This window comes from Actinoplanes campanulatus (genome assembly GCF_014647795.1).
Classification (GTDB): Bacteria; Actinomycetota; Actinomycetes; order Mycobacteriales; family Micromonosporaceae; genus Actinoplanes; species Actinoplanes campanulatus.
Genome location: NZ_BMPW01000014.1, coordinates 133,135 through 147,154, shown reverse-complemented (window position 1 = coordinate 147,154; position 14,020 = coordinate 133,135). Strand labels below are relative to the sequence as shown.

Below are 14,020 nucleotides of genomic sequence, written 5' to 3'. Positions count from 1 at the left end.
GTACCTTTCGGTATGAGAAACCTGCGCGGTATCCGATGTCAAGACATTGGGGGATGTCGATGACCGATGCGGTGGTCAGCCCGCTTCCCGGCGCCCGGCCCGGACGTGACCCGGCCCGGGCCATCAAGCGTGGTCCACGGTCCATGACGCCCGAGGCGGTGGCCGCCCGGCAGCGCGAGCGGCTCTACGACGCGCTCGTGCACACGGTCGCCGAGAAGGGCTACGCGAACGCGCGGGTCAGCGACATCTGCACGGCGGCCGGGGTGACCAGGCCGGCGTTCTACGCGCTGTTCGCCGGCAAGGAGGACGCGTTCCTCGACACGTACCGGCACGGCACCGCGGTGCTGCTGTCACTCATGGACTCCTCGTACGCGGCGGCCGGCGACTGGCGCACCGGGGCCCGCGCCGCCCTGAAAGTGCTGCTCGACGTGCTGGCCAGCGTCCCGGCGTTCGCCACCATGGCGATCGTGGAGATCGACGCGGCCGGCCCCCGGGCGCGCCATGAGCGGGCCGAGTTGCTGGGCCGGTTCGCCCACTTCTTCGCCGACGCCCCGCCGGTCCCGGACGGCCTGGTCGAGACCGTGGTCGGCGGCGTCTACGCGACCATCTACGGCCACGTCGCCGGCGGCCGGGTCGCGGACCTGCCCGGCCTGTTGCCGATGCTCGGCTACTTCATGATGGCCCCGTTCCTGGGCCGGGACGGGGCCGCCGCCGAGCTGGCCGCGCCATCGGTGGGGGAGCGGGTGGTGGCCCCGTGCGCCACGTCAGATACCGACGAGGTTTTTCACTGACCGAATGCGTCTTGACGGCTCTGGTTACCGGGGCGTAACTTCGCCGAAATCCATCGAGTAGCGCCAATGTGCGGCATCCGCAGTGCCCACACAGCGTCTTTCCGCAGGGAGAATGCATGTCCTCCACATACGGCCGGACCCGCTGGCGCCGGTTCACCGCGATGCTGCTCGGCGGCCTCGCGGGCGCCGCCGGCCTGATCCTGCTCACCGGCGAGGGGGTGCTCGCGGCCTCCTTCTCCATCTCCGGCATGCCGTTCACCGTCACCTCGCCCAAACTGCACGGGTACGGCTTCGCCCAGTACGCCGAGATCGACAACATGGCGCCGGGCAGCCCCAACGAGGGTGACACCGGCGGCCAGGTGCTCGTCATCGTCTCCGCCATCCGCGACGCCGAGCTCGACGGCCTGTGCCAGAGCATCGCCCTCGGCGGCATCAACCTCAAGATCACCGCTGGGAGCCCCACCGACAAGGTCACCGCCGACACCCTCGTCGTAGACTCCGACGTGATCACCGCGAACGCCACCTTCAAGACCATCGACATCGGCCAGGACGCCAGCACCCTGGACCGGGTGCCCGGTAGGAAGGGCGCGATCGGGGTCTTCGGCCAGCAGGCCGAAGAGGTGACCCTCACCAACCTGCGGCAGAACAACTACGCCACCACCGCGGCCACCTTCTACCTGCCCAACCTGCGGATGGCCTTCACCTCGGACGGCTGCTGAGCATGCCGGACCTCGATGACACCCGGGTCTCGCCAGGCGCCCGCGCCTGGCGGGCCTGGGGCGCGTGGCGGCACGCCCGCCCGTTCTGGGCCGGCCTGTTCGTCCTGCTCGGCGGCACCGAGATCCTGTTCACCGTGTGGGCCCCGCTCGGTGTCGTCCTGCACGTCGGCATGCAGGGCTTCATCGGCTACCTGATCCCGGTCGTGATCGTCCTGTGCGGGCTGCTGCTCTGGTTCAACCCGGCCCAGCGCCTCTTCTACTCGCTGATCTGCGTCGTCGGCGCGCTCGCCTCGTGGATCACGTCCAACATGGGCGGCTTCGTCATCGGCCTGCTGCTCACCCTGATCGGCGGCGCGCTCGCCTTCGCCTGGACCCCCGGCATCCCCGGGGACGGTCCTGAGGGGGCCGCCTCCCCTCTCTAACGTATCTCTGCGACGGGGGCTTGCCGCAAGGCCCGGGTGATCGGCCAGAATCGCCTGGTGAGCCGCTATATCGTGACGTTGACGGAGATCGACCGGACGGCGACCGCCCTCGCCGGGGGCAAGGGCGCGAACCTCGGGGAACTCGGCCGGATCGGCGGCCTCCGAGTGCCGGCCGGCTTCGTTGTGACCACCGAGGCGTACGACCTGATCGCCCCCGGGATCCGGGACCTGCTGGACCGGCTGTCCACGGTCGCGCCGGAGGACCGGGAGACGATCCGCGTGCTCAGCGCGGAGCTGCGCCACGCCGTCGAGTCGGTCCCGCTGCCACCGGAACTCAGCCTGCCGCCGCGTGCGGACACCACCTACGCCGTGCGGTCCAGCGCGACCGGCGAGGACTCGGCGGCCGCATCCTTCGCCGGGCAGCACGACACCTACCTGAACGTCGCGGCCGGGGCGGTGCCGGACCACGTACGCCGCTGCTGGGCCTCGCTCTTCGCCGAGCGGGCCGTCGCCTACCGGCTGCGCAACGGCATCGACCACCGTACGGTGCGGATGGCCGTCGTCGTCCAGGAGATGGTCGCCTCGCGGGCCGCCGGGATCATGTTCACCGCCGATCCGGTCAGCGGCGACCGGAAGGTCACCTCCATCGACGCGGCCCCCGGCCTCGGTGAGGCGCTCGTCTCCGGCCAGGTGAACGCGGACGTCTACCGGGTACGCGACGGCGCGGTCACGGCCCGGGTGATCGCCGACGGCTCCGGCGTCCCGGACCATCGCGAGGCCGGGCCGCCGCCGGTCCTCACCGACGACGAGGCGCTGCGCCTCGCGGACCTCGGCCGGCGGATCGAGGCCCACTTCGGCGCTCCGCAGGACATCGAGTGGTGCCTGGACGCCGACGGGTTCGCGATCGTGCAGAGCCGGCCGATCACCACGCTCTTCCCCGTCCCGGTGACCACCGACGCCGACAATCACGTGTACGTCTCGGTCGGCCACCAGCAGATGATGACCGAGGCCATCGCCCCGCTCGGCCTCTCGGTGTGGAAGCTGACCTCGCCCGGCCCGATGGTCGACGCGGGCGGCCGCCTGTTCGTCGACGTGACCAGCCGGCTCGCGTCCCCGGCCGTCGGTGCGGCCCTCGCCGAGGCGCTGACCAGGTCGGATCCGCTGATCGGCGACGCCCTGCGGGCGGTCCTCGACCGGGAGGGCTTCCTCCCGCCGCCGCCGGCGGAGATCCCGCGCACCCCGGGCCTGGACCGGCCGGAACCCATCGAGACCGACCCGGCGATCGTCGCCGACCTGATCCGGCTGCGGGAGGCCGAGCTGGCGGCGCTGAAACGGGACATCGCGGGGCTGTCCGGGCCGGAGCTGATCGCCTTCGTCATCGCCGACATCCAGGGCATCCGGCGGACCCTCTTCGAGCCCCGGAACATGCAGGCGATCATGGCCGGGATGGACGCCACCTGGTGGCTCAACGAGAACCTGGAGACCTGGCTGGGGGAGAAGAGCGCCGCCGACACGCTCAGCCTGTCCGCCCCGGGCAACGTCACCTCGGAGATGGGGATGGCGCTCCTGGACGTCGCGGACGCGCTCCGCCCGTACCCCGAAGTCGTCGATCTTTTGTCGCGAGCCGGGGACGACGGCTTCCTGGACCGGCTCCCGGAGCCGGCGCGCGCCGCGATCCAGGGTTTTCTCGACGAGTACGGCATGCGCTGCGTCGGCGAGATCGACATCACGCGCCCGCGGTGGAGTGAACACCCCCTCGCGATCGTGCCGATGATCCTCAGCAACATCCGCAACGCCGAGGCCGGCGCCCGCGCCCGCCGCGTCGAACAGGGTCTCCGGGAGGCCGCCCGCAAGGAGCGGGAGGTGCTCGCCCGGCTGCGCGAACTCCCGGACGGGGAGGCGAAGGCCGCCGAGACGAAACGGATGATCGACCGGGTCCGCACCTTCATCGGCTACCGCGAATACCCGAAGTATCACCTGGTCAGCCGCTATTACGTCTACAAACTGGCGCTACTGGTGGAGGCTCGACGTCTGGTCGATGCCGGAGTTCTCGTCAATGTCGACGACATCTATTTCGTCAACCTTGACGAACTTCACGACATCGTACGGACGAAGCACGCCGACGCCCGTCTCATCCGTGACCGGCGGGACGCGTTCCGGTCGTACCAGGCGCTCACCCCGCCACGGGTCCTCACCTCGGACGGCGAGATCGTCACCGGCGTCTACCGGCGTGACGACCTGCCGCCCGGGGCGCTGGCCGGGCTGGCCGTCTCGGCCGGAACCGTCGAGGGCCGGGCCCGTGTCCTGCACGACCTGGCCGACGCCGACCTGGCGCCCGGCGACATCCTGGTCACCCCGTTCACCGACCCGAGCTGGACGCCCGCCTTCGTCACGGTGAGCGGCCTGGTCACCGAGGTCGGCGGCCTGATGACCCACGGCGCGGTGATCGCCCGGGAGTACGGCCTGCCCGCGGTCGTCGGTGTGGAGAACGCCACCACCCTGATCAAGGACGGTCAGCGCATCCGCGTCCACGGAACCGCCGGCTACGTCGAGATCCTCTGACCCCGCGTCCGCCGATCCTCGGTTCCAGCCGACTTTCGGCGAGGAAAAGTGGTCGATCGGCGGACCCGGCGTCCGTCGCCGGTCCACCGGTGAGCGCGCGAGAATGCGGTCTTCCGTTTCGGACACGAGGAGATACACCTTTCATGCGCCGTACCATCCTGGGGGCCGTCATCGCGGTCGCCGCCACCCTGGTCAGCACCACTCCGGCCCAGGCCGCCGGGCCCGCCCTGCGGTTCCACTCCACCCAGTACGACTCCCCAGGCAAGGACACCCGCTCCAACACGTCCCTCAATGCTGAGTGGATCGCTCTCGTCAACACGAGCGGCAAGGCCGTCAACCTGTCCGGCTGGTCGATCGTCGACAAGTCCAAGACGTACACCTTCGGCAACGTCACCATCGCCGCGAACGGCGGCAAGGTCTACCTGCACACCGGCAAGGGCACGAACACGAAGACCCACCTGTACTGGGGCTCCGGAAACTACGTCTGGAACAACACCGGCGACACCGCCACGCTGCGCACCAAGGCCGGCAAGACCCACGACACCTGCAAGTGGGGCAACAAGTCGGGCCGCACCCGCATCGCCTGCTGAAGACCACATTCCGGTACGGGCATCCCCGCCCCCGCAGAATCCCGGCCGTCCCGCCCGCTCCACGCGAGGCGCTGCCACTCCAGACCGTGCCGCGCGCGCCGGGCGTGAGTGGGTGGTCCGGGCTGGCTCTCATGGCTGTTCGAACACGTTCGAACAGCCATGGGAGCCAGCCGAAACCACGACGCGACCCGGCGGCCACGGTACGGGCGCGGGATCGCGGGGCTGGGTGGTCAGATGGCCTGGCCGGAGATGAACGGGAGCCAGCCCGCATACCAGCCGGACAGCAGGGCCAGGGCGCCGAGCACGATGATCAGGTCCCGGTTCCGGAGGCGGGCCAGTAGCAGGGCCGGCACCAGCAGGACCGGGAACGCGGGGAGCAGGTGGCGGCCCACCATCGACATGTGGGTGCGGGAGCCGGTGGCCATGATGAGCATGACGGCCGCGAAGACGGTGAGTTGCCACGGGGCCCGGCTGACCAGCAGGGCCAACAGCAGGATGAAACCGGCCAGGATCAGCAGGGACAGGACCCGGATGGGTTTCTGGGAGTTGTCGTCGTCCACGCCGATGAGGATGTCGGTGGACATGTTCCAGGTGTTCTCGAAGTAGTCCCAGCGCGCGCCGAACGTGTTCTCGTGAATGCTGAAGTAACGCTCGTAACCGCCGAGCCTGGCCGAGGCGTAGGCGATGTAGGCGAGCAGCCCGGCCGGGGCCAGGGCCATGGCCGCGTAGGGGCGCCAGCCGCCGCGCCGGGAGAAGGCGGCGACCAGCGCGGCCAGGCCCACCGTGCCGATCAGCACGGCGGCGGTGGGACGGCTCAGCCCGGCCACGCAGGCGAGCACCCCGGCGATCAGCCAGCGTTCCTTGAGCACGGCGTAGAGCGCCCAGGCGGCGAGTGCGGTGAACAGCGATTCGGTGTAGGCGCCGTTCTGGGTCATGGCGGCGGGGACGACGGCCCAGACGGCGGCCAGCATGACGCCGGTGCGGTGGTCGCGGACGTGGCGGCCGATGGCGTACAGGCCCCAGGCGGCCGCGATCGCCGAGATGAACGAGACGATCAGGCAGGCGACCTCGGGGGAGATGCCCAGGAAGGTCAGCGGGCGGGCCAGCCACGGGTAGAGCGGGAAGAAGACCAGGCGCATCTCGTACGGGATGCCGTCGGCGTCCACCGCGCCGACCGGGCCGCCCAGTCCGCCACCTGCGATTTTCGCGTACCAGCGGCCGTCCCAGGACAGCAGCGCGTCTAGGATCGAGGTGAAGCTTCGCCACTGGTTGTTGATCGAACCGTCCGGGAAGACCTGCCGGCCCGGGGACCGGACCGCGGCGTGGGACGCCAGGACGTGCATGACCCAGAGGCTGACCGTGCGCAACAGCAGATAGAGGTAGATCGCGGGGGCCGCGTGGCGGGCCGCGGTCCGGAGCCGGGTGAGCCGGTCGGCCGGGGCGGTCTCGTCTGCTGCCGTGACATCTGCGCGGGTCGTGGTGGCGTCGGAAATGGGGAACAGCCTTTCAGGACGGCTCGGGAGCGCTCCCAATACCAATGTTGACCGCATTGACATAAATCGCTGCGCCAGGTTACCGCAGCCAGGCTATACGCGGCGCGACCGGAGCGTAGCCGGGCCGCGCCGGATCGCCGCCCGGCCGGCCGTCGCGTGGGCGACACCGGGTTGACCGGCCTCGATTGGTCGGCTACGAAAAGTTAATCAGAATTCGCACCGGCGAGAGGCCTCCGATGACCGTCACCGACATCCTGTCCCCCGAATGCCTGACCGACCCGGTTCCGGTCTGGGAGGCGCTGCGCGAGACCGATCCGCTCAGCTTCCACGAGGGCATGAACGCCTACGTCATCAGCCGTTACGACGACGTCGAGCGGGCCTTCAAGGACCCGGTGTTCACCAGCGACAACTACGGCTGGCAGCTCGAGCCGGTGCACGGCCGCACGATCCTGCAGATGGACGGCCGGGAGCATTCGATCCACCGGCGCCTGGTCACCCCGGCCTTCAAGGGCAGCGAGCTGACCACCAAGTTCGTCCCGGTGATCCGCCGCAACAGCCGCGAGCTGCTGGACGCCTTCCGGGACGACGGCGAGGTGGAGCTGGTTGACGCGTTCACCACCCGCTTCCCGATCAACGTCATCGTCGACATGCTCGGCCTGCCGAAATCCGACCACGACCTGTTCCGCCGCTGGTACACGTCGATCATAGGTTTCCTGTCGAACCTCACCCAGGACGAGACGGTAGCCGCGAACGGGATGCGGACCCGGGACGAGCTCGAGGCGTACATGCTGCCCCGCATCGCCGAACGCCGCGCCGAACCCCGCGACGACCTGCTGTCGCTGCTCGGCACCGCGGAGATCGACGGCGAGCGGATGTCCGACCTGCAGGTGAAGGCGTTCGTCAGCCTGCTGCTGGTCGCCGGCGGCGAGACCACCGACAAGGCCCTCGCCAGCATGATGCTCAACCTGGTCCGCGACCCCGATCAGATGGCGAAGGTGCGCGCCGACCGGTCGCTCATCGGCAACGCGCTCGCCGAGACGCTGCGGCACTCACCGCCGGTCCAGATGATCATGCGGCAGCCGTCCGAGGACGTCGAACTGTCCGGCGGAACCGTTCCGAAGGGCGCCACCGTGATCTGCCTGATCGCCGCCGCCAACCGAGATCCGCGCCGATACAGCGACCCCGACCGGTTCGACGTCTCCCGCCCCGACCTCGATTTCGGCAAGGCCTACACGGCCGCCGCCAACCACACCGGATTCGCGCTGGGCCGCCATTTCTGCGTCGGCGCGATGCTCGCCAGAACCGAGGTCGAGATCGCCGCGAACGATCTGCTCGACGCCATGGAGGACATCGAGCTCGCCGCGACGCCGGTGCTCCAGGGCCTGTTCACCAGGGCTCCGTCGAAACTGCGCCTGCGATTCCGTCCGGCTAACTGACATGGTCAAGACCGGGTTCGGGTACGCGTACCCGAACCCGGTCTTGAAGGTTCGTCAGCCGCTGACACTCCAATCCTGGACGTCGATCTGACTGCCGCCGTAGCGCGGGGCGAAGAAGCTGAGGGTGCCGAGTGTCTTGAGGCGCTGGTGGTCGATCAGCGGGTCGGAGTAGTAGATGGCCGAGGACGTGTAGCGGATCACCCAGTCGGTCCAGCCGGACGCCTTCGACGCGGTCTGGATGTGCAGTTTCCGGGTCGAGGAGTCACCGCTGACGACATAGAGGTTGTCCTTGGCGTCGACCGCGATGTCACCGCGGGCGGACCGTTCCAGGAACGGCGTGTAGGTCTGGTGCCACACCTTGCTGGCCTTGTCCCGCCAGTAGTGCACGAGCACGGCGGATTCGCGCGCGGCCGTGAAGTCGGTGTTGCTCGCGGCCGAGGCGGGCAGGTGCGAGGCGAGCACGTGTACGATCCCGGCCGCGTCGACGACCTGCGACTCCTGGTTGATCAGACCCCGGTTCTGGCCGATGGTCCACACCTTCAGTCCCGCGTTGTTCGAGGCCAGCGGCGTGGAGCCGGTGGTGGCGATGACGGTGCCCGCGTTGTTGCGCCAGGTGCGGCCCTTGTCCTTGCTGTACGCGTAGTACAGGTCGTGGTTGGTGCTCGCGTTCGACGTCTCCCGCACCGTCCACGTGACGTGCAGCAGCGGCGCCGCCGGGTCGTAGTTGTCGTACTCGATGCCGAACAGGTAGGCGTTGTTCCCCGCGGTCGTCCCGTCGATGAACTCGCCGATGTAGCTCCAGGTCCCGGACCTGTACTCGTAGAGCACCTCGTCACCGGTGCCGCTGTAGCCGGTCCGGATCGCCAGTTGCAGGGTCCCGTCCGGGTGCGCGAAGAACTGTGGATAGGTGACCACGTCCATGCTGGTGCCGGTCAGTTTCGTCTGCACGGCCCCGAATCCCGCTGTCGACCACGAAGCGGCGGTGGCCAGCCCGGCCACCGACTTGCGGTAGCGGAACTGCGACGAATGCGTGTCGAACGCCAGGTGGATCGTCCCGTCCGACGGCGCGATCCCGATGCTGATCGTGTTGTGCGAATCGGTCGACGAGGTGACGTAGTCGGTGAGCCGCAGATTCGACCAGGCTCCGGACGGCACCTGGCGGCGGGACAGGTTCACATAGCCGCTCTGATCCCAGAAGGCGGCGTACTGCCGGCCCTGGTAGGTGACGATGCCGTCCTGCTGGAACGACTCGCCGTTCATGTAGCCGGTGTAGGTGAGCGCGGTGCGGCCACTCGTGGTCAGCACCGTGGTCGACGAGTGGGTGACGGTCGGGGCGGCGGCCGCGGCGGGGAGAGCGGCCAGCATGACGGCCGGTATCGCTACCAGAGCGGCCAGCGTGAATCGTTTCATCGTGCCTCGCAGGGGGACGGGGGTGAATGGAACGAGCGGTGGCGCGAACGTTAAGCCGCTATGTCGGGGCCGTCAAGCTGCGGTCACCGTGCGCGGCAGGACAGGAAGATCTTCCGTTCCTCGCCGGCGCCGTCGGCGGTGAATGCGTCGGTGAAGTCCTCCAGCGCGTAGGTGTCGCCGAGCAGATCCGTGACGTCGTGCTTCGCCAGGAAGGCCAGTGCTTCGGTGAAGGGCGCGTAGGACGCCGACTCGAGGACGAGTTCCTTGCGCAGGACGGCCGTCAGGTCGATCGGGACCGGGACGGCTGGGCGGCTCTTCAGAATGATCCGGCCGCCGGGGCGGACCGCCTGGATCATCTCGTCGAATGCCGGCCCGGTCGGCCGGGTCTCGATGACGTAGTCGTACGCGTCCCTCTCCAACGGCGTCGCGGAGTCCTCCGCGTAGGTGTCCACGATGTCGAAACCGGCTGAGCACAGGACGCGTCTGGTCAGCTCGGCGATCCGGTTGTCTCCGTAGACCAGCCCGCGTTCCCGCGGGTGGACGGCGGTCTTGCGGACGGCCATCGCCGCGCAGACCGGCTCGGCGTACGCGCCTTCCCGGAAGGACAGGTGGTCCGGCAGGTGGTGCACCACGTTCGCGGGTACGGCGACGTACTCGGCGAACGCGCCGTGGCGCCCGACTCCCAGGAAGTCGTGGTGTGGGCAGCACTCCGGTTCGTCCGCCGCGCACCGTCGGCACAGGCCGCAGGGGATCACGGGCATGACCGCGACCCGGTCCCCCGGGGAGAACCGGTGTACCTCCGGGCCGAGGGCGACGACGACTCCGGCGAACTCGTGGCCGAGGATCAGCGGATCGGCGCAGGGCAGCAGCCCTCTGGCGGCGTAGATGTCGGTGCGGCACACTCCGGCGAGCTCGACTCCGATCAGGACCTCCCCATGAGCCGGTAGAGGTACCGGGACCTGGCTGACCGTCACCGCGGTGCCGCGTTTGACGACCGCCCGCATCCGCGTGGGCATCCCATCCGCCACAGCCGGACTTCCCTTCGTTTCGCCCAGATGCTGGAAATCAGAGGTCATGTGAACGGCGTGCCCTCGACCGCCCCTGCCCGCAGCAGTGAGCCGTCGCGCATCGCGCCGAGCAGAGCCCTGATGTCGCCGTCCATGGGCCGATCGACGGCGGTGAAGGGGGCGAGGGTGCGGACCAGTTCGTGCACCCGGCGGGTGCGTGGCCCCATCATCTCGGTCCCGCGCAGGTCGACCGCCTGGCAGGCCGCCAGAAGGTGGATCGCGGTGACCTCCCGGGTCAGGTCGACCACGGTGCAGGCGTCCCTCGCCGCGATCGGCGACATGCTCACCTTGTCCTGGTTGTGCGCCCCGGTGGAGCGGGAGAAGACGCCGGCCGGTGTGGAGGTCTTGAGGGCTTCGGCGGTGACGGCCGAGCAGGCCAGCTGCATGCCTTTGAAGCCGTGGTGCAGGCCCGCCGCCCAGTCGTCCGCACCGACCGGCGCGACCAGGCCGGCCGTCAGACCGTTGTTGAACTTGTCGTCGACCAGCAGGGCCAGTTGCCGGTCCAGCAGATCGGCGACGTTCGCCACCGCGACCTTCAACGCGTCCATCGCCAAGGCGAGGTGACCGCCGTAGAAGTTGCCGCCGCTGTGCACCGTACCGGTATCGGTGTCGAAGAGCGGGTTGTCGTTCGATGAGTTGATCTCGGTTTCGATCCAGTGGCGTGCCCAGTCGACGGTGTCCCTCAGCACGCCGATCACGTGCGGTGCGCAGCGGACCGAGTAGCGGTCCTGCACGCTGCGGTTCAGCCGCTGGTAACCCCGCTCGCCCAGGGCGGTGCTGAGCCCCACGACCTGGCCGTGTTCCAGGGCCAGTCGTGAACCGGAGAGCAACTCGGTGATGCGACGCGCGCTCGCCACCTGGCCGGGATGCGGCTTGCTCTCGTGCAGGAAGGCCGCGAAGTGGCCGCGGTTGCCCTCGAGGGCCTCGCACGCCAGGGCCGTCGCCGTCTCCGCGAACTCGGCCAGTTCCGCGGCCCGGACGACCGCCAGCGCCGCGAACGCGGCGGAGAACGATGTGCCGTTCACGAGCGCGAGGCTGTCCTTCGCCTCCAGTTCGACCGGGCCCAGCCCGAGTTCGGCCAGCACCTCGGACGCGGGGCGCACCGAGCCCCGGTACAGGGTCTCCCCCTCGCCGATCAGGGGTGCGGCCAGGTGTCCCAGGGGGACCAGGTCGCCACTGGCACCGACAGAACCCCGCTCCGGGACCATGGGGAGCACGTCGTGGCGCAACAGGTCCAGCAGGCGCTCCACGATGAGCGGGCGGACTCCGGAGTTGCCTCGCGCCAGGCAGTTCGCCCTGATCAGCAAGGTCGCGCGGCAGATCTCGGGGGTGGCTAGAGGGCCGGTGCCATTGCGCAGGAACCGCATCATGTTGCGCTGCAGTTCAGCGGCTTTGCCGACCGAGATCTGCCGGTCGGCACTGGCCCCGAATCCGGTCGTCACACCGTAGACCGGCTGCCCGGTGTCGAGGAGCTCCAGCTTGAGTTGCCTGGACCGCACCATCCGGGCGGCCGCCGTTTCGGCCAGTTCGACCGGGGCGTTCGGCCGCAGGGCCACGCGGACGACGTCCTCCACCGTGAGGCCGTGTCCGTCCAGGACGATGCTCGCGCGGGTTTCCCACCCCGTGTCCCGATGCTGCACCGACCTCACCAGTCCTGTTGTGCTCACCTGTCTCGAGATCCGTTCTCGCAAAGGGGCCGGGGACGACAGCACGCGGGCTGGACGTCCAGGAGTGGGTCGAGTCCGGCTCCCTCAGCCCGCGGGCACCGCCGCTCGCTCCCTCAGCCGGCCGAGCAGGATCTTGCGGCGCACCTTGCCCAGTTCGGTGCGGGGGAACTCGGTGACGTGTTCGATCCGGGTGGGCATGCACAACTCACGGAAGCCGAGCCGGTCCAGGTGGTCGCGTACGTCCCGCAGTTCCAGCCGGGTCGCGGAGATGACAGCGACGCAGGGGGTTTCCCGGCCGTCGGCGTGCGGCCAGGGCAGCAGCACCGCGTCGTCGATGCCGGGGTGGGTCAACAGCGCGTTCTCGACATCGGCCACCGGGATCTGCCAGGCGTCGCCGATGCGTTCGGCCGCCCGGCCGACGAACCGCAGTCCGCCCGTCCCGTCGGGCGTCACCAGATCGCCCGTGTCCAGCCAGCCGCCGTCAGCGTCCGGGGACCACCTGACCTGCCCGCTGTCACGGCCGACGGTCGCCAGGCACACCGCGGGCCCGCGCACGTGCAGGTGGAAGACGTCACCGTGGTGGTGTGCCTGGCCGGCCGGCTCCAGCCGGACCTCTCCCCCGTGTCTCGTCCGACCGAGGCTCCGGCCGGCGTGCTCCGGCGGATCCTCCGCGGCGGTGGACAACAGGGGGCCGCACTCGGTCATGCCCCAGACGTTCCGCACGACGGGACACAGGCTCTCCCGCGCGTCCGACAGGGTCACCTGGGGAAGCGGCCCGCCGAAACTGCCGATGGATTCCAGGCTCGACACGTCGCGGGTCCGACGTCGCTGTTCCTCGACGAGGCCCCGGAGCATCCGGGGCGAGGTCCACAGCTCCGTGACCTTCGCCTTCTCGATCAGGTCCAGCCAGGTTTCCGGGGCACGACTGTCACTGAAGAGCGTCGGGACGCCCCGCCAGGTGGCGTGGAGGGACCTGCGGAACCCCGAGGCGAAGGACATTCCCGAGGTGAGGGCCCGGAGCTGCCCGGGGGCCGGAGCCTGCCGCGGTACCGCGTACAGCGTGTTGGGGCTGTGGGCGACCAGTTGGGTCTCGCCGGTGGTGCCGGAGGTCATCAGGAGTGCACACACCTCGTCAGCCCTGAAAGGAGCGAGGCCGGACGGCCGCTCGACGGTGGAATGACGGCCGTGGAAGGCGTCGTCGAGACTGACCGCGTTCGTGGCGGCGGCGTCACCGATGACGATCCGGTGCCGCAGGGAAGGCAGCCGGGGCGCCTGCTCCAGGAGCAGCCGCGCCTGTTCGACGCCGCCGTGCTCGTCCGCCACCACGCAGGCGACCGCACCGGTGGCCGCCAGCACACGCTCCGTCTCGAAGGAACCGAACAGCGTGTGCAGGGGGGCCACGATCGCCCCGACCCGCTGGCAGGCGATCATCAGGACCGCGGTTTCCCACCATGCGGGCAGCTGGTAGGCGACCACGTCGCCGCGGCCAACCCCGAGCCGCTGCAGGGCACCGGCCACAGCGTCCGCGCGAACGTCGAACTCCCGGAACGACAGGGCGATCAGCCGATTTTCGCGGTGACGCCATGTCAGGAGGGCGGTCTCATCGGGTGCTTCCGCGGCGGACTCCCGCAGATCATCCGAGAACGTCGCGTCGCGCCACCAGCCCTGCTCGCGGTAACGGCGGGCAAGCCCGGTCGGCACGACGAGGGATTCCCATGCAGTACGCACACGTGCCTCTCAGGTCAGGGTCGGATCTCCCGTTCCGCCGAAGCAGACTTTACACACTCAAAGTAGCCAAATGGCTCCTATAGGTAATAATCGTCCGGCCTGTCAGGACGGAGGGAAACTCGTCACCGTCCCGGC

General features: G+C 69.6%; 11 protein-coding genes. 6 read left to right on the top strand and 5 right to left on the bottom strand.

Annotated elements, in window-relative coordinates; translation table 11 throughout:
• Window positions 1-59: 59 nt before the first annotated feature.
• From IEZ13_RS26305 to IEZ13_RS26285, 5 genes are all read left to right on the top strand, one after another.
• Entirely contained in the window at window positions 60-791 is a 732-nt protein-coding gene (locus IEZ13_RS26305; RefSeq protein WP_183223774.1) for a TetR/AcrR family transcriptional regulator, read from the top strand.
• A 116-nt stretch (window positions 792-907) separates the two neighbouring features.
• Window positions 908-1,510, top strand: a complete 603-nt coding sequence (locus IEZ13_RS26300) for a DUF6230 family protein (protein ID WP_183223772.1) — start codon at window positions 908-910, stop codon at window positions 1,508-1,510.
• Between the two features lie 2 nt (window positions 1,511-1,512).
• Complete coding sequence (locus tag IEZ13_RS26295; RefSeq protein WP_183223770.1) at window positions 1,513-1,932, top strand: DUF6114 domain-containing protein; 420 nt, start codon at window positions 1,513-1,515, stop codon at window positions 1,930-1,932.
• Between the two features lie 57 nt (window positions 1,933-1,989).
• Complete coding sequence (gene rph / locus IEZ13_RS26290) at window positions 1,990-4,494, top strand: rifamycin-inactivating phosphotransferase (RefSeq protein WP_203834003.1); 2,505 nt, start codon at window positions 1,990-1,992, stop codon at window positions 4,492-4,494.
• A 143-nt stretch (window positions 4,495-4,637) separates the two neighbouring features.
• A complete protein-coding gene (locus tag IEZ13_RS26285; RefSeq protein WP_183223768.1) occupies window positions 4,638-5,084 on the top strand; it encodes a lamin tail domain-containing protein in 447 nt (148 codons plus the stop codon).
• A 230-nt stretch (window positions 5,085-5,314) separates the two neighbouring features.
• Here the strand turns inward: IEZ13_RS26285 and IEZ13_RS26280 are convergent, their stop codons facing one another.
• Entirely contained in the window at window positions 5,315-6,616 is a 1,302-nt protein-coding gene (locus IEZ13_RS26280; protein WP_229795040.1) for a glycosyltransferase family 39 protein, read from the bottom strand.
• Window positions 6,617-6,813: 197 nt separating this feature from the next.
• Between IEZ13_RS26280 and IEZ13_RS26275 the strand changes: the two genes are divergently transcribed.
• The gene (locus IEZ13_RS26275; protein ID WP_183223764.1) at window positions 6,814-8,013 is read left to right on the top strand and encodes a cytochrome P450; all 1,200 of its coding nucleotides are present in this window, start codon (window positions 6,814-6,816) and stop codon (window positions 8,011-8,013) included.
• A gap of 54 nt (window positions 8,014-8,067) precedes the next feature.
• Here the strand turns inward: IEZ13_RS26275 and IEZ13_RS26270 are convergent, their stop codons facing one another.
• The 4 genes from IEZ13_RS26270 to IEZ13_RS26255 all read right to left on the bottom strand — a co-directional run bounded on the left by IEZ13_RS26270 (window position 8,068) and on the right by IEZ13_RS26255 (window position 13,858).
• Window positions 8,068-9,423 carry a BNR repeat-containing protein gene (locus IEZ13_RS26270; protein WP_183223762.1) on the bottom strand — a complete coding sequence of 452 codons (1,356 nt, stop codon included), beginning with the start codon at window positions 9,421-9,423 and terminating at the stop codon, window positions 8,068-8,070.
• 83 nt (window positions 9,424-9,506) lie between these two features.
• Window positions 9,507-10,439: a zinc-dependent alcohol dehydrogenase gene (locus tag IEZ13_RS26265; protein WP_183223760.1), complete on the bottom strand. Its 933-nt coding sequence runs from the start codon at window positions 10,437-10,439 to the stop codon at window positions 9,507-9,509.
• 56 nt (window positions 10,440-10,495) lie between these two features.
• Window positions 10,496-12,130: an HAL/PAL/TAL family ammonia-lyase gene (locus tag IEZ13_RS26260; RefSeq protein ID WP_183223758.1), complete on the bottom strand. Its 1,635-nt coding sequence runs from the start codon at window positions 12,128-12,130 to the stop codon at window positions 10,496-10,498.
• A 111-nt stretch (window positions 12,131-12,241) separates the two neighbouring features.
• Entirely contained in the window at window positions 12,242-13,858 is a 1,617-nt protein-coding gene (locus tag IEZ13_RS26255) for an AMP-binding protein (protein WP_183223756.1), read from the bottom strand.
• Between the last annotated feature and the right edge of the window lie 162 nt (window positions 13,859-14,020).